General features: G+C 65.7%; 23 protein-coding genes. 13 read left to right on the top strand and 10 right to left on the bottom strand.

Features of this window, described 5'->3' with window-relative positions:
* Window positions 1–11: 11 nt before the first annotated feature.
* The 3 genes from I6F36_RS22915 to I6F36_RS22905 form a co-directional block, all read right to left on the bottom strand.
* The gene (locus tag I6F36_RS22915; RefSeq protein WP_225172206.1) at window positions 12–2,060 is read right to left on the bottom strand and encodes an elongation factor G; all 2,049 of its coding nucleotides are present in this window, start codon (window positions 2,058–2,060) and stop codon (window positions 12–14) included.
* Between the two features lie 155 nt (window positions 2,061–2,215).
* Window positions 2,216–2,695: a DUF992 domain-containing protein gene (locus I6F36_RS22910; RefSeq protein WP_036030909.1), complete on the bottom strand. Its 480-nt coding sequence runs from the start codon at window positions 2,693–2,695 to the stop codon at window positions 2,216–2,218.
* 385 nt (window positions 2,696–3,080) lie between these two features.
* Complete coding sequence (locus I6F36_RS22905) at window positions 3,081–4,283, bottom strand: pyridoxal phosphate-dependent aminotransferase (protein ID WP_225172205.1); 1,203 nt, start codon at window positions 4,281–4,283, stop codon at window positions 3,081–3,083.
* A gap of 593 nt (window positions 4,284–4,876) precedes the next feature.
* Here I6F36_RS22905 and I6F36_RS22900 point away from each other — a divergent pair.
* From I6F36_RS22900 to I6F36_RS22880, 5 genes are all read left to right on the top strand, one after another.
* The gene (locus I6F36_RS22900; RefSeq protein WP_025032208.1) at window positions 4,877–5,527 is read left to right on the top strand and encodes a glutathione S-transferase family protein; all 651 of its coding nucleotides are present in this window, start codon (window positions 4,877–4,879) and stop codon (window positions 5,525–5,527) included.
* Window positions 5,528–5,680: 153 nt separating this feature from the next.
* The gene (locus I6F36_RS22895; RefSeq protein WP_162832045.1) at window positions 5,681–5,857 is read left to right on the top strand and encodes a hypothetical protein; all 177 of its coding nucleotides are present in this window, start codon (window positions 5,681–5,683) and stop codon (window positions 5,855–5,857) included.
* A gap of 73 nt (window positions 5,858–5,930) precedes the next feature.
* Window positions 5,931–6,080, top strand: coding sequence for a hypothetical protein (locus I6F36_RS22890; protein ID WP_036009463.1), 150 nt, complete (start codon window positions 5,931–5,933; stop codon window positions 6,078–6,080).
* Window positions 6,081–6,309: 229 nt separating this feature from the next.
* Window positions 6,310–7,122, top strand: coding sequence for a PAS-domain containing protein (locus I6F36_RS22885; protein ID WP_225172204.1), 813 nt, complete (start codon window positions 6,310–6,312; stop codon window positions 7,120–7,122).
* Between the two features lie 86 nt (window positions 7,123–7,208).
* On the top strand, window positions 7,209–7,664 hold the full coding sequence (locus tag I6F36_RS22880; RefSeq protein WP_036030968.1) for a GNAT family N-acetyltransferase: 456 nt from the start codon (window positions 7,209–7,211) through the stop codon (window positions 7,662–7,664).
* A 177-nt stretch (window positions 7,665–7,841) separates the two neighbouring features.
* Here I6F36_RS22880 and I6F36_RS22875 read toward each other — a convergent pair whose 3' ends face one another.
* From I6F36_RS22875 to I6F36_RS22865, 3 genes are all read right to left on the bottom strand, one after another.
* A complete protein-coding gene (locus tag I6F36_RS22875) occupies window positions 7,842–8,165 on the bottom strand; it encodes an antibiotic biosynthesis monooxygenase (protein WP_036030903.1) in 324 nt (107 codons plus the stop codon).
* Window positions 8,166–8,332: 167 nt separating this feature from the next.
* A complete protein-coding gene (locus I6F36_RS22870; RefSeq protein ID WP_225172203.1) occupies window positions 8,333–9,550 on the bottom strand; it encodes a DUF1501 domain-containing protein in 1,218 nt (405 codons plus the stop codon).
* A 2-nt stretch (window positions 9,551–9,552) separates the two neighbouring features.
* Entirely contained in the window at window positions 9,553–11,094 is a 1,542-nt protein-coding gene (locus tag I6F36_RS22865) for a DUF1800 domain-containing protein (protein WP_225172202.1), read from the bottom strand.
* Window positions 11,095–11,212: 118 nt separating this feature from the next.
* Here I6F36_RS22865 and I6F36_RS22860 point away from each other — a divergent pair, with 118 nt between their 5' ends.
* Window positions 11,213–11,428: a cysteine-rich CWC family protein gene (locus I6F36_RS22860; RefSeq protein ID WP_036009451.1), complete on the top strand. Its 216-nt coding sequence runs from the start codon at window positions 11,213–11,215 to the stop codon at window positions 11,426–11,428.
* A gap of 63 nt (window positions 11,429–11,491) precedes the next feature.
* On the opposite strand, the gene I6F36_RS22855 is transcribed toward I6F36_RS22860, so the two are convergent.
* The 3 genes from I6F36_RS22855 to I6F36_RS22845 all read right to left on the bottom strand — a co-directional run bounded on the left by I6F36_RS22855 (window position 11,492) and on the right by I6F36_RS22845 (window position 13,312).
* Complete coding sequence (locus I6F36_RS22855; protein ID WP_225172201.1) at window positions 11,492–12,190, bottom strand: glutathione S-transferase family protein; 699 nt, start codon at window positions 12,188–12,190, stop codon at window positions 11,492–11,494.
* A 115-nt stretch (window positions 12,191–12,305) separates the two neighbouring features.
* Window positions 12,306–12,536 (bottom strand): hypothetical protein, encoded by a 231-nt coding sequence (locus tag I6F36_RS22850; RefSeq protein WP_225172200.1) that lies wholly within the window; start codon window positions 12,534–12,536, stop codon window positions 12,306–12,308.
* Window positions 12,533–13,312, bottom strand: coding sequence for a sulfite exporter TauE/SafE family protein (locus tag I6F36_RS22845; RefSeq protein ID WP_109145303.1), 780 nt, complete (start codon window positions 13,310–13,312; stop codon window positions 12,533–12,535). The genes I6F36_RS22850 and I6F36_RS22845 overlap by 4 nt, the downstream gene beginning before the upstream one ends.
* A 307-nt stretch (window positions 13,313–13,619) precedes the next feature.
* On the opposite strand from I6F36_RS22845, the gene I6F36_RS22840 reads away from it, so the two are divergent.
* From I6F36_RS22840 to uvrB, 4 genes are all read left to right on the top strand, one after another.
* Window positions 13,620–14,534 (top strand): LysR substrate-binding domain-containing protein, encoded by a 915-nt coding sequence (locus I6F36_RS22840; RefSeq protein ID WP_225148094.1) that lies wholly within the window; start codon window positions 13,620–13,622, stop codon window positions 14,532–14,534.
* 104 nt (window positions 14,535–14,638) lie between these two features.
* Window positions 14,639–14,863 carry a hypothetical protein gene (locus tag I6F36_RS22835; protein ID WP_036009439.1) on the top strand — a complete coding sequence of 75 codons (225 nt, stop codon included), beginning with the start codon at window positions 14,639–14,641 and terminating at the stop codon, window positions 14,861–14,863.
* A gap of 52 nt (window positions 14,864–14,915) precedes the next feature.
* Entirely contained in the window at window positions 14,916–15,143 is a 228-nt protein-coding gene (locus I6F36_RS22830) for a hypothetical protein (protein WP_109145304.1), read from the top strand.
* Window positions 15,144–15,236: 93 nt separating this feature from the next.
* Window positions 15,237–18,194, top strand: a complete 2,958-nt coding sequence (gene uvrB, locus I6F36_RS22825) for an excinuclease ABC subunit UvrB (RefSeq protein ID WP_225172199.1) — start codon at window positions 15,237–15,239, stop codon at window positions 18,192–18,194.
* Window positions 18,195–18,231: 37 nt separating this feature from the next.
* On the opposite strand, the gene I6F36_RS22820 is transcribed toward uvrB, so the two are convergent.
* The gene (locus I6F36_RS22820; RefSeq protein ID WP_225140461.1) at window positions 18,232–18,618 is read right to left on the bottom strand and encodes a hypothetical protein; all 387 of its coding nucleotides are present in this window, start codon (window positions 18,616–18,618) and stop codon (window positions 18,232–18,234) included.
* A 346-nt stretch (window positions 18,619–18,964) separates the two neighbouring features.
* Between I6F36_RS22820 and I6F36_RS22815 the strand changes: the two genes are divergently transcribed.
* From I6F36_RS22815 to I6F36_RS22805, 3 genes are all read left to right on the top strand, one after another.
* Window positions 18,965–19,405 carry a nuclear transport factor 2 family protein gene (locus I6F36_RS22815; protein ID WP_057027692.1) on the top strand — a complete coding sequence of 147 codons (441 nt, stop codon included), beginning with the start codon at window positions 18,965–18,967 and terminating at the stop codon, window positions 19,403–19,405.
* 200 nt (window positions 19,406–19,605) lie between these two features.
* Complete coding sequence (locus I6F36_RS22810) at window positions 19,606–20,046, top strand: nuclear transport factor 2 family protein (RefSeq protein ID WP_109145308.1); 441 nt, start codon at window positions 19,606–19,608, stop codon at window positions 20,044–20,046.
* 371 nt (window positions 20,047–20,417) lie between these two features.
* Complete coding sequence (locus I6F36_RS22805) at window positions 20,418–21,326, top strand: hypothetical protein (RefSeq protein ID WP_225172198.1); 909 nt, start codon at window positions 20,418–20,420, stop codon at window positions 21,324–21,326.
* Window positions 21,327–21,503 lie beyond the last annotated feature (177 nt).

Genomic DNA, 21,503 nt, shown 5'->3' with positions numbered 1-21,503 from the left:
CGCCTACCCGATCACGCCGCGTGCTGATGTGCGGCGATGATCTGGTCGGCGGCGCGGCCGGTGACTTCGGCCATGTGGTCGAACTGGCGCGTGAAGCTGCCGGCGCCGGCGGTGGCCGAGCGCAGCTCCACGATCAGCTCGCCGATCTCCGCTTCCGGCATCATGGCGCGGACACAGTCCCAGCCGGTCCAGCCCTCGCGGGTGTCAAAGCCGAGAATCTGGCCGCGCCGCGCCGACAGGATCGCGTTGATCTTGGCGGTGGCGTCGGTCGGGCAGACGATCTCGACCATGTGGATCGGCTCCAGCAGCACCGGCTGGCATTGCGGCAGGCCTTCGTTGAGCCCGACCCGCGCGGCCGTGCGGAAGGCGAGATCGGAGCTATCGACGCTGTGATAGGAGCCGTCGGTCAGCGTCACCTGCACGTCGGTGACGGGGAAGCCGAGCGGACCGCGCGCCAATCCATCGACGACGCCCTCCTCCACCGCCGGGATGTAGTTGCGCGGCACCGCGCCGCCCACCACCTTCTCGGCGAACTTGAAGCCGTCGCCGCGCGGCAGCGGCGTGATGTCGAGCACGACATCGCCGAACTGGCCGTGGCCGCCGGACTGCTTCTTGTGACGGCCGCGCTGGGTGATCGGCTTGCGGATGGTCTCCTGATAGCCGATCGCAGGCGGATGCGAGGTGATCTTGACGCCGAAGCGGTCGCGCAAGCGCTCGCTGGCGACGCGCAGATGCATCTCGCCCTGGCCCCACAGCACAGTGTCGTGAGTCTTGGCGTTCTGCACGATCATGAGCGAGGGATCCTCCTCATGCAGGCGCGTCAGCGCCTGGCCGAGCTTGACGTCGTCCTTGCGGTCGGTGGCCGCGACCGAGATCGCGAGCACCGGCGGCGTCGGCTCGATCGTGATCAATGCCGCGGGCGCCGTCTTGCCGCTCGAAACCGTGTCACCGGTCTTGACCGGATCAAGCTTGGCGAGGGCCACGGTCTCGCCGGCTTCGGCCGAGGCGCGCTTGGTGTCGTAGGCGCCGTTGACGGCGAGGATGCCGGAGATGCGCCCGGCACCGCCGGATGAGGATTGCAGCGTGGCGCCGTCGTCGAGATGGCCGGCGAGCAGCCGCGTCAGCGACAACTTTCCGCCGTGCTGCGAATGCAGCGTCTTGAAGACATAGCCGAGCGCGTCCCTAGCCTCGGGTACGCCAAGACGCTTTGCGGTCTCCGCAACCCCGGGCGCCTCGTGACGCAACGCCTTCATCAGGCGCAACACGCCGTTTTCGCGCACGGCGGCGCCCAGCAGCACCGGGCAAATCAGCCCTTCCCGCAATTCGCGGGCGAGATCGTCGAAGACGGCATCGCGCGGCGGCTGGATGTCCTCGAGCAACTGCTCCATCAGCGCATCGTCGTGGTCGGCGAGCTTCTCCAGCATCGAGAAGCGGGCTTCCTTCTCGCGATCGAGATTGCCGCCTTCGAGCGCGATCACCTCGGAGGCCTTGTGCTCGCGATAGATGAAGGCGCGCTCCAGTGCGAGATCGACGAAGCCCTCGATCAGCTCGCCCTTCCAGATCGGGATCTGGCGCAACACCAGCGGCACGCGCGAGGCGGGCTGCAGCATCGCCAGCGTCTCGCGGATGCGCTGGCTGGCGCGGTCGATCTTGTTGAGGAATAGGAAACGCGGAATCTTCAGCTCTTCCAGCTCGCGCAGGATGATCTGAAGCTGCGGCAGCTTCTTCTCGTCGGCCTCGCAGACCACGATTGCGGCGTCGACCGCCGGCAACGCGGCGCGCATGTCGTGGGCAAACTCGACGGAACCGGGACAATCGAGGAAGGTGTAGCTGTCGCCCATGAAACTCGTGGTGGCGGCAGTGAGGCCGACGGTCATTTTGTGATGACGGGCCTCGGGCGTGGCGTCGCCGACGGACGTTCCGGCATCGACGCTGCCGGCGCGCGGGATTGCACCCGTTCGCGCCAATATTGCTTCCAGAAGTGTGGTTTTACCGCTTTGGAAAGGGCCCACCAGCGCGATGCACCGTGGACCTCGGGGACTTCTGACGTCTTGTCCCATTTCGCCGCCTCCTTGGTGTGGAGCTCGGCCCGTGATTGGGTCGGCAAACGCCGATGCTCTGCCCCTCCCCGAGATTTGGCAAGCATCAAACGTCGCTGCGGTGCGTCGTCAGCAAAATCGCGCCGCTTCGCGCGGCGCGATCACACGCAGAAGTGTCAACGGCCCGGACGGAGTTCCAGGCTCTCGAGGCCGGCGGCGATGTTGAGGCCGACTTGGCCCTGCACGCTCAGCGGCTGCAGCGCGATCGAATTGTTGGAGCCGCCGACCAGCACGTTGCCCCCCAAGCCGACACCGACCGAGGCGCTGCCCTGCGCGCCGACGTAATTGCCGGAGAGGTCGCCGGGGCCGAGCCGGTCGACCGGCGCGAACACGCCCCAGGCCAAAGCCGTCTCCTGGGTGATGCCGATGTCGAGGCCCACTTTCCGGATGGTCGCGACGTAGCGGTCGTCGGGCAAGCCGTCGGCGCGCAGCACGCAGCCGAGATGAGTCACCGATCCCACGATGAAGCCGACGCTGGCGCCGCCGCGGCATTCGAGAACGCCGACCCGCGCCATCCGCTGCTGCGCGCCGGTGTTCACGACGGAGGCGATGAGGCCGGCAGCGGTGAGTGCGGCGAAGAGGAACGAACGGCGCATGAATGTCTCCGGCAAAAAATGTGATGCGAGCAGAGAGAGCGCCCCACCCGTGTTGCGGGTCTATGCCACAAGAGCCGCGGCCGTGCCAGCTCGCGCGCGTTTAGAATCGAACTTGCGGAGAGACCCCTCACCCCACCCTCTCCCCGTAAGAACGGGGCGAGGGAGTGAGAGAGCCGTGCGTCCCTCACAATGCAACGTCGCCGGCCTTGCTTAACCTCTCCCCGCTCTTCCGCGGGGAGAGGTCGGATCACATCGCAGATGTGATCCGGGTGAGGGGCCGGGCACAACGCCGACCAGAAACAAAAAGTCCATCCGACTCCTCTTATCGAAAAACAACAAAAAAGGCCCGCCGAAGCGGGCCTTTCCGATTCTTGTCGCGACCGTCTTACCGCAGATTGCCGCAGAAGCGCTGGATGCGCTTGCAGGCGTCTTCGAGGTCCGAGGTCTTGGTCGCGTAGGATATGCGGAACGCCGGTCCAAGGCCGAAGGCCGACCCCTGCACCACGGCGACGCCTTCGGTCTCCAGGAGCTCGGTGACGAAGTCCTCGTCATTGGCGATCACCTTGCCCGACGGCGCGGTCTTGCCGATCGTGCCGGCGCACGACGGATAGACGTAGAACGCGCCTTCGGGACGCGGGCACTCGATTCCCTTGGCCTGATTGAGCATGGAGACGACGAGGTCGCGCCGCTCCTTGAACACCTTGTTGTTGGCGGAGATGAAGTCCTGCGGACCGTTCAGCGCCTCGACCGCGGCCCATTGTGCGATCGACGACGGGTTCGAGGTCGACTGCGACTGGATCGTCGACATCGCCTTGATGAGCTGCGCGGGACCGCCGGCGTAGCCGATGCGCCAGCCGGTCATGCAATAGGCCTTCGAGACGCCGTTCACGGTGAGCGTGCGGTCGTAGAGTTTCGGCTCGACCTGCGCGACCGTGGTGAACTGGAAGTCGTCATAGACGAGATGCTCGTACATGTCGTCGGTCATCACCCAGACGTGGGGATGCTTCACCAGCACGTCGGTGAGCGCTTTCAGTTCCGAACGCGTGTAGGCAGCTCCGGTCGGGTTCGACGGCGAGCACAGGATGACCCATTTGGTCTTCGGCGTGATCGCGCGCTCGAGCGCCTCGGCCTGGAGCTTGAAGCCGGTCGCGGCGGTGCAGACCACCGGCACCGGCTCGCCGCCCGCGAGCGCGACCATCTCGGGATAGCTGACCCAATAGGGCGCGGGAATGATCACCTCGTCGCCCGGATTGATGGTCGCCATCAACGCGTTGTAGAGCACCTGCTTGCCGCCGGTGCCGACGATGATCTGGTTCGGCTTGTAGGCGACGCCGTTCTCGCGCTGAAATTTCGCGATGATGGCTTCCTTCAGCTCGGGGATGCCGTCGACCGCGGTGTACTTGGTCTTGCCGGCCTCGATGGCGCGGATCGCCGCCAGCTTGATGTTGGCGGGCGTGTCGAAGTCGGGCTCGCCGGCACCGAGGCCGATGACGTTGCGGCCCGCCGCTTTCAGCGCGCGTGCTTTATCCGTGACCGCGATGGTCGCGGACGGCTTCACACGGTCGAGCGCAGCGGCAAGGAAGGACATCATCATCTCCTGGCGAGCGTCGTGAAGCCCTTCGCCTCACGACTCCAATTGTGGGAATGAGCCACCCTAAAACGTGTGCCGCTGGGCCGCAAGAAACTTCGGCCCGATCCCGGAAAAGTTTACGATTTGGAGCGCTGCGAGGCGCGGTTTCCCGCAATATTCCGTAACTTTTGCCTCCGGAATTGCTCATATCCGACAAGGCCTGTCCTCGGAGCAATTCTGGATGGTGCACGTCTCCAGGAAACCGCTCGTCGTCATGCCCGGGCTTGTCCCGGGCATCCACGTTCTTCGTGCGGCAAGTGAGACGTGGATGGCCGGGTCAAGCCCGGCCATGACGATGCGGAAACACTGGCGTCCTAATCTCGATCGTCTATGCGGTAGCCTACGTAGAGCGATGTGTCCGCAGATTGACGTACATGTGAACTGAACTGCATCGTCGCGAAAATGATCTTCCCCTCCTTTGCAGTGCGGTAGGGTTTTCGAGTTTTTCTATCGGCCGGCACTTGCGGCGGATTCGCATCGGCATCATTGTTTAACCGCCTCGCGGGGCAACGGGCGCCGCGTCTTCTCGTCCTCGGATTTCGAACGCCAGAATGTACAAGCTCTATTCGATGCAACGCTCGGGCAACAGCTACAAGGTCCGCCTTGCGCTGGCGCTGCTCAACCTGCCTTACGAAGCGGTGGAGGTGGACATTCTGCGCGGCGAGAGCCGCACGCCGGATTTCCTGTCCAAGAACCCGTCGGGGCAGGTGCCGCTGCTCGAGGTCGGCGAGGACCGCTACCTCGCCGAATCCAACGCCATCCTCTGGTACGTTGCCGTCGGCACGCCGCTCGCGCCGGAAAACCGCATCGACCGCGCCGAGGCGCTGCAATGGATGTTCTTCGAGCAGCACGCGCTCGAGCCGAACATCGGCGCGGCCTATTTCTGGCTGTCGCTGGTCAAGGGCGGCCGCGACCTGCAGACCCATTCGCTGGAGGACTGGATGGAGCGCGGCTATGGCGCGCTCCAGGTGATGGAGAATCACCTCAAGACCAATTCCTATTTCGCCGCGCGCCAGCTCACGGTCGCCGACATCGCGCTGTACGGCTACACCCACCTCGCCGACCGCTGCGACTTCGACCTCCAGGCCTTCCCGGCGATCCGGGACTGGCTCAAACGCGTCGAAGCCGCGCCCGGCTTCGTGACCATGGACTGGCGCCCGGCCGACATCGACGACCCCGCCAGCATCGCCGCGAGCGCCTGAGGCGCGTCCGCTCCGGCGAATAGCGGGCATAAGGGCCGCCTCTGCCGCAATCCCGCCACTTTCCGCGCGGTCGCCGCCGCAATATTGCCGGTTGAAACTGGGAAATTCTGGAAAGTCGCGGGTGATTCGCTCGCGTGTTGAAGGATTTAGACCATGATGCGGGCGTCCGGCACAGCGGGGTTTCAGAGCCCATCCGCTACCGTCGCGTCTTCCCGGCTCACCCATGCGGTCGCGGCTTCGCTCGCCGTCGCCGCGCTTTCGCTGTGCCTGATCGTCACCCTGACGGTGTTGTCGACCAAGGCGACCATGGCGATGGGCCTGCCGGTCTGATTCCCGTTTCATCCTGGACCAGCCTTCAGGGCGCCGTGCGGCCCGCGCCGACCGGCATCGCGACAGGACGTCGATGAAATCACCTGTGGTAGTCGTTGCAATCACCCTGACTGCGGCCATCCTGGTCGCGGCCTCGCTGCTGATCATCGTCGGCACGCGCAAGGGCACGGGCACGTCGACGCTGCATGCGCCGACGCTGCAGCAGCGCGCGCACATGGTCTAAAGCGCGATGCGATTAGGATGAATCGTCATCGCGCTTTAGGTTATTGTTTGAGCATGATCTTTTCGGAAAACCGCTTCACACTTTTCCGGATCATGCTTTAAAATCATCCGAAAGCCTTACGCTTCCACGCAACCGCGCCTTAAGCACGCCGCACGAAATCGCATCGCAGTCACGCAACAATCAGCCAGTGTTGCGGCCTTACCTCTTTCGGGAGGAGCGAGACAGGTCCATGCGGTTCGGATGGCGTGCGATCTCCGGTCCGGCGCTGACGGCAGCGACCCTGCTGCTGGCGATGCTGCTCGATCGCTTCGTCCCCGCGCCCTCGCCCGCCCCGCTGTTCGTCGCCATCGTGGCTCTCGCCGGCGCGCTCGCAGGTCTCGCCTCCGCCGTGACGACCGCGATTGTCGCGGTGATCGGCGCGGCGCTGTTCTTCCTCAATCGCCACGGCGTCTCCGGCCATGGCGCCGCCGATCTGGCGCCGCTCGGCCTCCTGGCCGTCACCGTTTTCGGAACCGCCGGCATCACCGGGCTGATGCGCGAGCGGCTGCTCGGCAGTTTCGCGGCCGAGCGCCGCAGCCACGCCATTGCCGCGCGGCTGTCGGCCGCGCTCGACAAGGTCGATATCGGCATCGTGCTGCTCGATGCCGAGACCCGGGCCGAATTCATCAACCGCGCGTTCCGCGACTATTTTGCGGTGCCGGACGAGGTCGCCGAGGCGAAGCCACCCTTCATCGCGCTGATGTATCACGGCCGCGACACCGGCGCGTTCGCGCTGCCCGAGGACGAGCTCGGCACTTTCATCGCGCAGCGCATGGAGATGGTGCGGGTCGGCGATGCCACGCCGATCAACGTCGCGCTGCGCAACGGCGAGGTGCTGCGCTTCGTCTGCGCCGCACTGCCGGACGGCGGGCGGATGCTGAGCTACACGCCCGTGACCGACCTCGTGCGCCACACCGATGCGCCGGCGCGCGCCGACTACTACCGCTCGCTGCGCGATCCGACCGGCCGCAAGCTGATCCAGTACTTGCGCGTTGCGGAGTGAGGCGAGTGTGCGATTGATCGGCAATACGATCATCACGTATGAAGGACATCCCTTCATCGCGCACCTCCGAGATCGCGGAAATTCACATGTCGCTCATCATTCGCGCCGTCACCAGGCAGGATTACGATCAATGGCTGCCGCTGTGGGACGGCTACAACGCCTTTTACGGCCGCTCCGGTCCGACCGCGCTCGCGCCCGAGATCACTGCGATGACGTGGCAGCGCTTCTTCGATGCTTATGAGCCGATGCATGCGCTGGTCGCCGAGGACAACGGCCGCCTGCTCGGGCTGACGCATTATCTGTTCCATCGCAGCACCACCGCGATCGAGCCGTCCTGCTATCTGCAGGACCTGTTCACCTCCGAGGCCGCGCGCGGCAAGGGCGTCGGCTCGGCGCTGATCCATGGCGTCTACGAACGGGCGAAGCTGGCGGGATCGCCGCGTGTCTACTGGCAGACGCACGAGACCAATCTCACGGCGCAGCGCCTGTACGACAAGGTCGCGGAGCGCTCCGGCTTCATCGTCTATCGCAAGATCTTCTGAGGCGTGCCGGGAGCCTGTGGATAACTCCACCTGTCACCCGCGCGTAACACAGCAAGGCTAGGCTGCCCCTGCGTCTGGTCAGGCCCCCCGTCACCGATCATGCGCCCCAGCGGTCCCCGTCAGTCGCCGCGTCTGACAGGGGCCGCATTTTTTTGCTGGCAGCGCTACTTGGCAGCGTTACTTGGCGCCGCGCCCCACGGTCTGCATCACCTCGAAACCTTCGAACTGGGGATGGCCGAGATAAAGCGGCTTGTTGTCGCCGGCCTTATGATGCGCGGCGCGAAACGCTTCCGACTTGGTCCAGGCCTCAAACGCCGCATAATTCGCCCACACGGTGTGCGAGGCGTACAGCGTGTGGTCCTCGGCTTCCGGCCCGCGCAGCAGGTGAAACTCGATGAAGCCGGGCACCTTGTCGAGATGGGTGTCGCGCGTGAGCCAGACCTGCTCGAAGGCAGCCTCGGAGCCCTTGGCGACGCGGAAGCGATTCATGGCGATGTACATGGGGTGGTGTCTCCTGATACTGCGCCATTATCTCGTCATTCCGGGACGCGCCGCAAGGCGCGGGCCCGGAATCCATAACCCCGATCGGGAGTATGGATTCTCAGATGCGCAATTGCGCATCATAGCTCGCGCCAAGAGGCGCGCCCTGGAATGACAGCATCTGTGGGTTAGGTAACCAGTCCCTTCATCGGCCTTGCGCTTGCGCTGTCGGGGAACACCGTCTCGGCCAGCGTGCGATCGGACAGGCCGAACTGATCTTGCAGCACGCCCTTGATCACCGAGCGCAGATCCGTGGTCGGCTTGAGGTCACGGCCCTCATACAGGTTCGCGAGCTTGAGGCCGGGCCAGTCCGCGATCACCCGGCCGCCTTGCACCGCGCCGCCGGCAAGCAAGGCGACCGTAGCCGTGCCGTGATCGGTGCCCTCGGTGCCGTTGATGCGCGCGGTGCGGCCGAACTCGGTGGCGACGACCACGACGGTGTCGCGCCAGCGATCCCTCAGGCTGCTCTCGACTTCCGCGAGCGCGCCGTCGAGGCCGCCGAGCAGGAAAGCGAGACGCCCCACAGGGCCGCCTTCATTGGCATGCGTGTCCCAGCCGTCGAAGGCGAGCGCGGCGATGCGCGGGCCATCATCAGCCGCCATCAGCTTTGCGGCGCCGCGCGCGACCTGGCGCATCTGCGCGACCGCATTGCCGCGCGTCGCTTTCATGTCGTCGCCGCTCGCGACCTTGTCGAGCTGGAGGCCTTGCGACAGCGCGGAGGCCAAAGCGGGATCGCGATGGCGGTAGAGCTCGACGAGGCGCATGGCCGTGTCGTCGTCGGCCTGCGGCAGCGCGACCGGCGCCCAGCCGACGGTCGGCGCATTGCCGCGCAGCACCAGCGGCGTAGTGGGCCCGACCGCAAGCCCGCTCGACACGCGCTCGCCGCTCGGCAGCGCTTCCAGCGCGCGGTTGAGCCAGCCGGACTGCACGCGGCCAGGGCCGGCATAGCCGCTTTCGAGCACGTCCTGGCCGTCGAAATGCGAGCGGTCGCGATAGGGCGTCGCAACCGCGTGGATCACGGCAGCGTGCTTGTCGCGATACATGCGCGCAAACTCCGGCATCGCCGGATGCAGGGCGAAGAACGAGTCGAGCATGATTGCGGGATGGGCACCGTCGGCGCTGAGCGCGATCGATCCATGCAGGCCGGGATAATCGGGATCGCCCAGCGGCGCGACGGTCGAGAGCCCGTCCAGCGCCCCGCGCAGGATCACCACGATCAATCGCGGATCGCGCCCGTCGGCCGCGCGGGCGAATTTCGGCAGGTAGGCCCAGGCTGCAAAGGACGCGCCGCCGAGCAGGAGACCGCGGCGGGACGTGAGGAGCCGGTTCTCGACGCAGTCGGTCATCATCATCTCCTCTGCATTTCCGGCGACATCAGCAGCAGCGCCAGCGCCTGCTGCCGCGACTCCGCGCGCTCGATGGTCCGCCGCGTCTCGGCCGAGGCGGCATCGGCGGCGGCGAACTCCAGGAGGTCGAGCGGATCGATGTTGTTGCCAAGCCGCGCGCCGATCTGCGCCGCGATGTCGAGCCTGAGCTTGATGCCTTCCGGCGCGCCCCAGGCGGCATTGCTGTCGGGAAAGCCGTTGGGACCCGGCGGCGACCACAGCGGCTGGCCGAGCAGATTGAGGTTGTTGAGATAGGCGCCGGGATCCTCCGGCACGCGCGCCAGCAGCCGGCCGCTCGCGACCAGGAAATCGTATGGCGAACGCAGCTTCGTGAGCGGCGCTTTCCATGCTTCATCGGAATCGAGGAGCGTGGTCGCCATCGCCTTGAGATCGCCGTCGGTCCTGACGAAGACGTCGCGCAGGCGCGCAACGAGCGCCGGCGGCGGCTCGTCCGCAACGAAGTGACGGACGAATTTGGTGGCGATGAAATTCGCGGTCGAGGGATGCCGCGCGAGATCGGCGAGCGCGGCTTCGCCCTGCGCGAGGCCCGCCTTATCGTAGGTCTTGCCGAGCAGCACCTGCGGCCCGGGCTGATGCGCATTGGTGTTGAAGACAAAGGAGCCGGGAACCCCGAGCTGCCCTTGCCTGCCGGCAAAGGTCCAGCCGGTGATGATGCGCGCGAGCGAGGTGACGTCGCCTTGGGTGTAGCCGCCGCCGACGCCAAGCGTATGCAGCTCCAGGATCTCGCGCGCGAGATTTTCGTTCAGCCCGCGCTTGCGGTTTTGCCCGGCGCGCGAGTCAGGTCCAAGCGATTGCTGGTTGTCGAGGAAGAACAGCATCGCCGGGTGCTGCTCGACCGCCCTCAGCATGTCGGCGAAGCGCCCGAGCACGTGCGGCCTGATCGCCTCGCGCTCGAACGCCCCGGCCCAGATCCGCGCCAGCTCGCCCTTGCTGGCGGAGATGCAGAAATGATTGGACCAGAACGCGACCAAGCGCTCGGTGAAGCCGCATTCGGCGAGCGTGGCGCGCTGCAGCCGCGCCAACGCCTCGGCGCGAAAGGTTTTCTGGATGACGTTGAGCGGCTGCGGCGCTGGCTTGGCAGCAGGCGGCGCGGCGTTCGGCTGCATGGCCTCGGGCCGAACGGTGTTCTCGGCGGCCTTTGCATCGGCCATTTGGCCGGTGATCTCTGCCGCTGCATTCAGCGAGAGATTGCGGCGCAAGGGCGCGTTCTGATCGGCGGGCGGCGTCTCGGCGGGCGCAGCAGCCTTCGCCGCCTCACGCGCCTGCTTGACCTGGTCCTGATAGGCAAACACGGCCTGCCCGAGCTGCGGCGTCGATTGCAGACCCGGCGCTTCCAGCAGCACGCCATTGATACGCGAAAGCTCCGCCTTCACGAAGCCGCGCGGGTCGGAGCTCGCATTGACGAGATCGCCCGATGCACCGCCGCGGGCGCCGAAGCCGAAGCGGTTGAGCGCGACGAGGGCGGCTTGCGAATCGCGGGCCATCGATGCTCTGTCCTTCGCGCGTTGCGAGGTGCTTTCCTTTCGACGCGGTCGGCGCGTAATATACTGCAGCGGCAGATGAACCCGCCATGAAAATGACGGCGAAGCTTCGACGTAAAACATGACAAATCCGAAAGAAATCCCGTCAGCGCCGGCACTTGCGCGCCGTCTCACCTGTTCCCGTTGCGGCAGCGAATTCGGCTGCGATCTCTCAGGGACTTGCTGGTGCGCGGAGGAGACGGCAAAACTGCCGATGCCGCTCGAGGGCGAGGACTGCCTGTGCCGGGAGTGCTTGCGGAAAGCGGCGGCGCGTAGCCCGGATGGAGCGCAAGCGTAATCCGGGAATCGTTCCGCTAGCACCGGCCCCGGATTTCGCTGCGCTCCATCCGGGTTACGAAGTTTACACCTCATGTCCCGGCGACTTCCGCGCCATGCGGTCGAACGCATCCAGCAGCCTCTCGCGCCAGGCATAGACTGGATCATCCGCTTCGAGCAGCTTGAACGGGCTGACCACGCGCGCCCATTGGAATCCGCCGAACACGATGTAGTCGGCGTAGTTCGGTGCCTGCCCGCCGAGAAAAGGTTGCGTCTTGAGCGTCTGCCGCATGATCTCGAGCGATTTGCGGAACGCGACGATGCCGGTGTCGCGGCCCGCCATGATCTCCTCGAGCGTCTTGCCGCCGAAGCGCGCCTCGCGCGACTTGCGGAAATAGGCGGCATCGACCTCATTCAGATTGTTCGGGATGTCGGCGATGAGGAGCGGAAAGATGCCGCCGACGATGGCGATGTCGCCCCACGCATTGATCATGCGCGCCATGGCGCGGCCGCCCTCGCCGCCGAACAGCGACGGGCGATCCGGAAAATGGTCCTCGAGATAGTTCGCAATAGTCCAGGAATCGACGATCGGCTTGTCATGATGCAACAGCACCGGGACCTTCTCCGAGCCGTGCGGCGCGATCGCGCTCTTCTCGGTGAAGCGCCAGGGCAGCGATTCCGCCGCAAGGCCCTTGTGCGCGAGCGCCATCCGGGTGCGCCAGCAATACGGGCTGAAGGGGCGCGCGGGATCGGTGCCGACGAGTTCGTAGAGTTTGAGCGACATTGAGCAGTGCTCCGTCATTGCGAGCGCAGCGAAGCAATCCAGGCTGCTTCCGCGAAAGACATTCTGGATTGCTTCGCTGGCGCTCGCAATGACGATGTGGAGAGAGGTGTCCGCGTCACCGCCCGTTCGCGCGCAACAGCCTCTCGCCGCCTTCCGTCACCGCGATCACCAGCCCGAGACCGGCAATCGTCTCGCGCGCGACGTAGCCGCGCTCGGCGGCGTCCTCCCAGATGGTGAGGCGCGGGCACGAGGTCTTCCAGGTCGCGAGCACCTCGGCGTAGACGCGCGGCTCGCGCGCGACCCATTCGACGAAGTCCAGCACCAGCGGATCGGCGGCCTCGCTCATTGCAAACCTCCCTTGTCGAAGGCGGCAAGAACCGGCGCACGCAGCAACAGCCAGCCGCCGTGGACGATGTAGTAGCAGGCGATGGTGGTGATCAGCTTGTTGGACCAGGCGATGAACTGCTGGTCGGTCATGGCTTCGAGGATGCGCCGCGCCAGCGTGGTGCCGAGCATCGAGGCTGCGATGGCGACGGCAGCGAGCACGGGATCGAGGCCCGCGGCCTGGTCGATGATGCCGCCGAAATAGATCAGCTTGGTGAAATGGCTGACGACCTGGCACATCGCCTTGGTCGCAACCTTCTCGCGCCGGCCGAAATCGCCGCCGAGGAAAAAGGTGTCGAGCAGCGGGCCGGAGACGCCGGTCATCAGCATCAGGCCCATGCAGATCGTGCCGTAGACCGTGCCCTGCCAGAGGCTATCAGGGTCCGGCTTGATGTTCGCCGGCAAAAGCCGCGCCATGAACGGGGTGATGCCGAGCAGCAGCAGCGCGACCGGCTTATCGGGCACGTAGCGGGTCAGCGACCACGCCGCGAGCGCGACGGCCGCGCCGACCATGTAGTTCGCAACCGGCCGCCAGCGGATATGCGCCCGCCACAGGAACGCGCGCCAGCCGTTCGAAGCCATCTGCGTGACCGCATGCAGCACCATCGCGGTCGGCAGCGGCATCAATGCCAGCAGCACGCCGATCAGGATCAGCCCGCCCGCCATGCCGAACAGCCCCGACAGGAACGCCGTGGCCACCATCAGCAATCCAAGGGCAGCGATCATGATGGGCGTCACGTGAAAATTCTCCTGCGGTGGCTCAACGTAAGGGACGAAGGCTGCATCGCTCCCTCGCCCCGCTTGCGGGGAGAGGGTGGGGTGAGGGGGAGTCTCCGCGGGGACGGTGAGAGTTGGACTCGCGGAGAATCCCCCTCACCCGGAATTTGCTAGCGCAAATTCCGGCCTCTCCCCGCAAGCGGGGAGAGGCGAAGAACACGGCCGCCTGGAACACAACTTGGAATTACTCGTTGTTGTGCCTCGCTTGCGCCTCTTCCGCAAACTGAGATATCTTGCCCTGGCATCAGCTTTCCTGAGGGTGGGTCATTTGCGGCGGTTGCTGTTTCTCAACGGCATCAAGGCGTTCGAGGCGGCGGCGCGGACCGGCAGCTTTGCTGCGGCCGGGCTGGAGCTGAGCGTATCGGCGGCCGCCGTCAGCCGCATGGTGCACCTGCTCGAAGAGCGGCTCGGCGTCGCCTTGTTCGAGCGCAAGGCCAACAGGCTCGTGCTGACGCAGGCGGGCCGCGCCTATCAAAGCGGGCTGACCCCGATCTTCGATGCGCTGGCGAGCCTCACGGCGCAGGTGACGGCGCCCGCCAGCGTGCGCGTGCTCACCATCGGCGTCGGCCACACCTTTGCGATGCGCTGGCTGATCCCGCGCCTGTCGGAGTTTCGCAGCGAGGAGCCAGACATCGAGGTGCGCTTCACCACCGGCGGCGCCGCGGTGCCGTTCGGCGAAGACTGGAACTGCGGCATCAAGCTCGGCACCGGCGACTGGCCCGGCCTCGTCGCCGAGCCGCTGTTCGCGGGCGACCTCACCCCCGTCTGCGTGCCGCGCCTTGCCGGCGGATTGAAGCGCCCGGGCGACCTAAAAGGACCGAGCCTGATCCGCGTCGCGCACTCACCCGAGGACTGGCCGATCTGGCTGAAGGCGGCGGGCACGGCGAGGATCAACGCGCGCGGGCCCGAATTCCAGTTCTACGGACAGGCACTGCAGGCCGCGGCCGACGGGCTCGGCATCGCCATGGGCATCCGCCCCTATATCGACGACGATCTTGCGGCCGGCCGGCTGGTGGCGCCGTTCGACCTGTCAGTGCCCAAGGGCATGCGCTGGTACCTGCTCTATCGCAGCTTCCAGACCGAGCAGCGCGACTTTGCCGCCTTCCGCCGCTGGATCATGCGGGCGGCATCGGAACCCGCCGCCCGCCCGCGCCGGATCGGCCGCGCCGCAGCGCGGAACTGAAGCCCGGCGGGCAAAAAAGCCGCCCGCTTGTGAACGGCTTCACATCCCAAAATCCGCAGACGTGGTCTCGTGACCCTCCGAAAAGAAACGTGGGACCTACACTCATGACGACCCTCTACGACGGCTTTGACATCGAATCCTTCGAAGCTGGCAAGGGGCTGTGGCACGCGCGGATCCGCCGGGCCGATCTCAGCCCGGTGGCCATCGACGGCGTGCTGTTTCCGGCCATGGAAGTCGGCTTCGCCTGGCCCGATCGCGATGCCGCGATTGCCGATGCCAAGCACCACATCGATCGTTTTCGGCTGCGGACCGGCGGCGACGACGAATAGGCGGTCCGCAGGCCGACCAGAGACAGGGCGGCGAAAAAAGGGGGAACCGGTCATGTCCATCATCGAAACCGATGCAGCGCGGCCGCGGATCTACGCCCGCGCAGTGCTGTCCAACTGCCCGGAATGCGACAGCGATCTCACGGTGCTCCGTGTGATCGGCGGCCGCGCCGGATGCGAGTACTGGACCATGCGCTGCACCGATTGCGGCGGCATTCATCTCGACATCCTCGAGCCGAATGTCGCGGCCGGAGACGACGAGGGGCCGCTGCCGGCGGCTTGAACCGCAAGGCTGCTGCCAACCTGCTGTCAGCAGCCTGCATCGCTCGAGGCATTCACCCTTTATCGCGGGGCGGACTCGTCCCATATTCGCCTCATGGCGAAGAAACCTGCATCCTCCGAAAAATCCGGCAAATCCCCCAAGGCCAAGGCTCATCGCCCCGACGTGCAGCCGATCGGGCCGGCGCTGGCTGAACTGCTGAATCCCGCGATCAATCGCGGCGATGCCGGACTTGGCTCGGGCACCGGCCTGCAGCCGCCGCCGGACAATTCGCGCGACCGCCGCGCCGGGGGCGAGGCCGCCGCGCATCGCGCGCGGGCTTCGACGTCGAAGGAGTTTCCGCAAGATGCGGCGCGGCCGATGCCGCTGCGGCCCAATCCGCAGCCGCCGGGCGCCCGTCAGTCCGGCGAGCTTGCCGGGCTGGAGGAGGCGCCGCAGGCCAATTACGGAACTGCGGCCACCATCCCGACGCTCGATCCGGAACTGGCGCGGCAGCTCGGCCTGCCCACCGAGGAGGACGATGCCGAAGCGCTGGCGCGCCCGCCGCGTTCCAAGATGGAGGCACTGGGCGTCAAGGCCACTGCCGACGCGCTGGAATCGCTGATCCGCGAGGGCCGGCCGGAGTTCCGCAAGGGCGACGGCTCCATGAAGGTGTGGACGCCGCACCGGCCGCCGCGCCCGGAGAAGTCCGAAGGCGGTGTCCGCTTCGAGATCAAGTCGTCTTACGAGCCCAAGGGCGACCAGCCGACCGCGATCGCCGAGCTGGTCGAGGGCATCAACCGCAACGACCGTTCGCAGGTGCTGCTGGGCGTCACCGGCTCGGGCAAGACCTACACCATGGCCAAGGTGATCGAGGCGACGCAGCGCCCGGCCCTAATCCTGGCGCCGAACAAGACGCTGGCCGCCCAGCTCTATGGCGAGTTCAAGAACTTCTTCCCCGACAACGCAGTCGAGTACTTCGTCAGCTATTACGACTACTACCAGCCGGAAGCGTATGTGCCCCGCACGGACACGTACATCGAAAAGGATTCCTCGATCAACGAGCAGATCGACCGCATGCGCCACTCGGCGACGCGCGCGCTGCTCGAACGCGACGACGTCATCATCGTCGCCTCGGTGTCCTGCATCTACGGTATCGGCTCGGTCGAGACCTACACCGCGATGACCTTCGCGCTGAAGAAGGGCGAGCGCATCGACCAGCGCCAGCTCATCGCCGACCTCGTCGCGCTGCAGTACAAGCGCACCCAGGCCGATTTCACCCGCGGCACGTTTCGCGTGCGCGGCGACGTCATCGACATCTTCCCGGCGCACTATGAGGACCGCGCCTGGCGCGTGAACCTGTTCGGCGACACCATCGAGACCATCGAGGAGTTCGATCCGCTCACCGGCCACAAGCAGGACGAGCTCGAATTCATCAAAATGTACGCCAACTCGCACTACGTGACGCCACGGCCGACGCTGGTGCAGGCGATCAAGTCGATCAAGTTCGAATTGAAGCAGCGGCTCGACCAGCTCCACAACCAGGGCCGCCTGCTGGAGGCGCAGCGGCTGGAGCAGCGCACCACCTTCGACCTCGAGATGATGGAGGCGACGGGCAGCTGCGCCGGCATCGAGAACTATTCGCGCTACCTCACCGGCCGCCGCCCCGGCGAGCCGCCGCCGACGCTGTTCGAATACGTGCCCGACAACGCGCTGATCTTCGCCGACGAGAGCCACGTCACTATCCCGCAGATCGGCGCCATGTTCCGCGGCGACTTCCGGCGCAAGGCGACGCTGGCCGAATACGGCTTCCGCCTGCCCTCCTGCATGGACAACCGCCCGCTCCGCTTCGAGGAATGGGACATGATGCGGCCGCAGACCGTCGCGGTGTCGGCAACCCCGGGCAGCTGGGAGCTGAACGAGAGCGGCGGCGTGTTCGTCGAGCAGGTCATTCGTCCCACCGGACTGATTGATCCTCCCGTCGACATCCGCCCCGCGCGCACGCAGGTCGACGACCTCGTCGGCGAAGTGCGCGCCACTGCGCAAGCGGGCTATCGCTCACTGATCACGGTCCTCACAAAGCGCATGGCGGAGGACCTCACCGAATATCTGCACGAGCAGGGCATCCGCGTCCGCTACATGCACTCGGATATCGACACGATCGAGCGCATCGAGATCATCCGCGATTTGCGTCTCGGTGCCTTCGACGCGCTGGTCGGCATCAACCTCTTGCGCGAAGGTCTCGACATCCCCGAATGCGCCCTGGTCGCCATTCTCGACGCCGACAAGGAAGGTTTTCTGCGCAGCGAGACTTCGCTGATCCAGACCATCGGCCGTGCCGCGCGCAACGTCGACGGCAAGGTGATCCTCTATGCCGACCAGATGACGGGGTCGATGGAGCGCGCCATCGCCGAGACCAACCGCCGCCGCGAGAAGCAGGTCGAGTATAACAACGCCAACGGCATCACGCCGGAGAGCGTGAAGAAGCAGATCGGCGACATCCTCAACTCGGTCTACGAGCGCGACCACGTGCTGGTCGAGGTCGGCGGCCACGACATGACCGACGACGTCATCTCGATCGGCCATAATTTCGAAGCCGTGCTCGCCGATCTCGAAACGAGGATGCGCGAGGCCGCCGCCGATCTGAACTTCGAGGAAGCCGCCCGCCTGCGCGACGAGGTCAAGCGCCTGCGCGCGACCGAGCTCGCCGTGGTCGACGACCCCACCGCCAAGCAGCGCACCGTCGCGACCAAGGCGGGCGCCTATGCAGGAGCGAAGAAATACGGCGATGCCGCCAACCTCCCGGTCAGCGCCATGAAGAACAAGAGTGCCGCAACCGCGCTGAAGGCCGGCGGGGCTAAGGGCTCCCGCGTGCACAAGCCGCATCTCGACGAGATGCACGGCCCGGAGTCGTTGCCCTATCGCGAGAGCCGCGCGCTGCCGTCAAAGCCGTTCGGCAGCACCAGCAGGATCATCCAGCCGACGGATTCGCGGCAGTCGGGACCGGAGTTCGGGCCGGCGCCGAAGTCGACGGGCGGGGCACCGGGGCGAAGGGGTGGGTGGAAGAAGAGGTAGACGCGTAGGTTTATCGGCGACGTTCGTGGTTACCCCCTCACCCCACGCTCGCCGCCACCACGGCCATCACCGACAGCAGCAGCACGATCGTCACCAATTGCAGCGAGGCGACGGGCTGGGTGCGCCAGGCCGTGATTTTGTCGGAGAGCGACAGATGGGCCTCGAAGAATTTCGGCTCGTAGACGGTCTTGAACAGGTGCGGGAAACTCGGGCCGAGGGTCACGGCGATCAGGGCGTGGGTGAACGAGGCGAAGGCGACGAAGATGGCGACGCCGGGATCGCCGACGAGGTCGTGGTTGCCAACGAGCTTGAGCAGGAAGGCCGCGGTGGCGAAGGTCGGGAAGCTCTGCAGGGCCGCGGTCAGCGCGAGGCCTTCGAGCGCGTTATGCAGGCGGGACTTTCTCGTGGCGGCGATGGTGGCCATGGCACGTCTCCCTGATGACTTGGGGATGACGGTAGCGGCGTCTGGACAGGCGCGACGTGAGATGGATCACGCAGGCCGGCGATGCCGGCTGCGTCTCTCCCCTCCACGTTCACGCAAGCTTCGGCGCACGAGAGCGGGCCGCCTATGTTCCCGGCGCGCGGCTTTGCGGGTTCGTCCACGCGGGCTTGCACACCAAGCAGCCGAAGACGCCGCGAACCCCATGAACCGGGCATTGCGCTCGCACGTCAAAACCTCTGCAAACATCCCTGTGATCTTGCGGATTGCGCCGGCGTGAGACCACGCGCTAGGCTTGCAAAAGGCACAAGACCAGGGAGAGCGGGCGGGAATGACGGTGGAGCAGCTGAATCGCCAACGCGTCGTGCACCTGCTCGATGCCTTCGCGCGCGGCGATATCGAGACGGCGCTGGCCTGCTGCACCGATGACGTCTATTTCCTCACCCACGCCCCGATCGACGTGCTGCCACATCTGGTGCCGCGCCACGGCAAGCAGGAGCTGCGCGAGCTGTGGCAGACGGTCTGGTCGCGCTATTCGGAGGTTCGTTACAAGACGCCGCATATCGTCGCCGAGGGCGAGGCCGTCGCGACCTACATGCACGCTTTTTTCAAGAAGCGCAGCAACGACCGCATCGTGCAGTTCGACATGGCGGTGTTCTACACGTTTCGCGGCGGACTGGTGGCGGAGATGCGCGAGATCATCGATTCCTACGATTTGGTGCAGCAGGTGCTGGAACGGGAGATCGGGCCGCTGATTGCCGGGGCGGACTGAGCGCCGGGACCCGGACAATTACGGGGTTGTATTGTAAATCTCACAAAACCCGTTCAAGTGTGCATTGCGAAAACGTGAATTGCGTTTTGGCCGAAATCTGCTAATTTGTTCGTATACAAATGAGTTGAGCCCTGGCGCCTTGGTGCGCATGGGGTTGTTTGCCGTTTTTTTCCGTAAAGCCAGCTTCAGGACTGCCCCAAATGACAGAGCACAGCCTCTGGCGTTTCTCGCGTGCGTTGCACCGCGCGATCAACGACCGGGATTTTAGGGATATCGAGGCCCTGATCGACGAGGACGTCGAGTGGGCGCTCTACGGCCCGATCGACATGTTTCCGTTCCTCGGCGCGCGCCAGGGCAAGGATGCCGTGCTCGACGTCATCCGCCAGCTCGCCGACAATTTCCAGGTCCGCCGCTTCGACCGCGAGAGCATCATGCTGGGCGTCGATTCCGCCGCCTCGATGGTGCGCTATTCGCTGACGGCGCTGGATTCCAACAAGCCGATCAGCCTGCGCGTGGCGCAGTTCGCCCAGTTCAAGGCCGGCAAGCTGATCAGCATGCGGGTGCTGATCGACACCTTCGACCTGGTCGAGCAGGCACTCGGCCGCGCCATTCATCTGCCGAAGATGACCAGCGTCGGCTAACGCATGATCCGGCTCCGAAGGGCCGCGTTAGCGCAAAGTGCGAAGCGGTTTTCCGAGAAGATCATGCGCAAACAACAACCTGAAGCGCGATGATGATCATCGCGCTTCAGGGGGACGCCAACGGGCCCCGCTGTTCGGGACCGATGACGAGGCGATCGCGACGTCCTGGCCTCCAGCCCCGCCGGATGCCGTCGCATCACGAACCTGTCATCGGGCGCGCGCCTTTCGCGCGGCCCGTTGGTTCGCCTCCCCTTGCGAACCGCCACAATTCCGCAACGATAAATCGGCACTTTCAGTACCGGAATGGCGCATGGTCGTCGCGGCCGCTATAGTGGGGCGGACAGCATGCGCTGGGGTTCGTGGGCAGGACGATGGAATTCTCGACAGGGTTTGGCTGGACCAGGCTGCCGTTGCTGGCGGCCGCATTCATCTTGGGCTCGGTGCTGACCTTACAGGCACAGATCATTCCGCCCTTCTCCTCACCCGCATCCGACGACGAGACCGAGGCGGCCGAAGCCCCCGACGTCAATGATCCCGACATCATGAAGGGCATCGACGTCGACAAGCTCGACTGGAGCCAGATCGCGGTCGATGCGGGGACCGGCATCGACCCGATGGCCGCCAAGAAGCGCGCGCAGGCCGCCGCCAGGGAAGGCCTCGACTGGTCGTCGAATCCCAATGCCAACGGCTCCTCGGCGGTGACCGTGAAGCAATCGGTGTCCTCGTTCTGGGATACCCGAGTCGGCGCCGACATGACGCTGGCGAGCGAGCCCAGGACGATGTCCGAGCTGCTGGCGCAGAAGGCCACCAACGGCGGCAACCTGCCGCAATCCTCGGGCAGCGCCTGGGCGACGGCAACCGCGCCGGGCGCGGGCGCGATCTGGGACAAGACCGCGGTGGAAGCCAGGGTCGATCCCGGCGCCGAGCACAGCAAGATCGGGGCGTCACTGACCAAATCGGTGCCGCTGTCGGGCGATACCTCGCTGACGCTGCAGAACGGCTACAGCGTCAACCAGCACGGCACCACAGCGGTCCCCGGCATCGGCGGCCACGTCACGCGCAATTACGAGACCGACCAGAGCGCCAAGGTCACCGTGACCGACACCGGCACCAGCATCGTTGCCGGCCAGACGCTGTCGACCACCGACGACAAATGGCTGCGCAAGCTCGGCGCCGAGCAGAAGCTGTTCGACAACGTCACCGTATCAGGCTCGGTCGGTGAAACCTCGCAAGGCACGCTGAACAAGAGCGTGACGGCGGGCTTCAAGAAGAGCTGGTGAGGCCGGCGCCTCTCCCCGCCTGCGGGGAGAAGGCCATCACCGCGGCAGCATTCACCCTTCCCTAACCATACGCCACGGCAAAACCCCCGAATGGTCCGGCCTTGCCGCATCTTGGCCCATTTGCGGTCAAAATCGGACGCCCTGATGCAGCCTGCCTCACAGACGTCGTCGTGCGGG

The organism is Bradyrhizobium sp. BRP19 (genome assembly GCF_020194195.1).
GTDB lineage: Bacteria > Pseudomonadota > Alphaproteobacteria > Rhizobiales > Xanthobacteraceae > Bradyrhizobium > Bradyrhizobium yuanmingense.
This window is presented reverse-complemented; position numbering and strand designations above follow the sequence as displayed.